Genomic DNA, 870 nt, shown 5'->3' with positions numbered 1-870 from the left:
ATTTGACGGTGACAAAGCTTATATCGTGACCTTTAGACAAATCGACCCATTTTATGTACTTGACCTATCTAATCACGACTCTCCTCGCGTCGCAGGTGAATTAGAACTGCCCGGCTTTTCAAACTACCTTCACCCCTTCGGCGATACACTTGTCTTTGGCCTAGGCCGCGGCTCGGAAGGTGGCGTCGCAACAAATAATATCAAACTCGCACTGTTTGACGTGAGCGATATGAGCAACCCGCTATTAGTGAATGAAGTACTGCTTGAAGGCGACACATCATATTCTCCTGCCGAATACACTCATACGGCCTTAAGTATCTTACCCGGCAACGATGAACACTCATGGCGTCTAGGTTTTTCAGCGAGCATATTAGAGGACTGGCAGTGGCAAAAAGACGCCTACTATCTTTTTGAGGTCAGAGATACTGAACACCCTGAGGGTGCTAGTCTAAATCAAGCCGGAAGCATAGTCGGTAGCGAACTCGGCACCGGGCAGTCAGGTAGTTATTACTATTCATCCTACGACCGAGGGGTTCTCACTGGCACTCACGTTCACTACTCTCATAGAGGATACTTGATCACAGAATTGTGGGATGACCTGGCTAACCCCGCTGACTGAATGAAACCCTTTTTTAAGCTTGTCGAAGCGTCAAGCTTACTTAGATGTAGGTGCAAACATTACATTTTCGACGCTACGTTTTGCCGGTTGATAAGTGTTCACTTTATGCTCGGCAGGGTAACCGATCGAAAGACCGCATAGCAGTTTATAGTCTTCTTCTATATCGAAATGCTTTTTGATCGGACTTGCCCAAGTGGCAATAGCGGCTTGAGGACAGGACCCCAACCCTTCTTCTACGGCAGCGAGCATGA

Annotated in this window: 2 protein-coding genes; one reads left to right on the top strand and one right to left on the bottom strand. The window is 47.5% G+C overall.

All coding sequences use genetic code 11. The features are described 5' to 3' along the window. The coding region (locus tag A3757_RS01055; RefSeq protein WP_197469624.1) for a beta-propeller domain-containing protein at positions 1 to 619 on the top strand (619 nt) is incomplete at its 5' end. Between the two features lie 36 nt (positions 620 to 655). On the opposite strand, the gene A3757_RS01050 is transcribed toward A3757_RS01055, so the two are convergent. Beyond that, a partial coding sequence (locus tag A3757_RS01050) for a nitroreductase family protein (RefSeq protein ID WP_082872034.1) occupies positions 656 to 870 on the bottom strand: 215 nt, incomplete at its 5' end.

This window comes from Oleiphilus sp. HI0117, assembly GCF_001635235.1.
The sequence above is the reverse complement of the archived record's forward strand: the minus strand, read 5'-3'. Positions and strand labels throughout refer to the sequence as shown.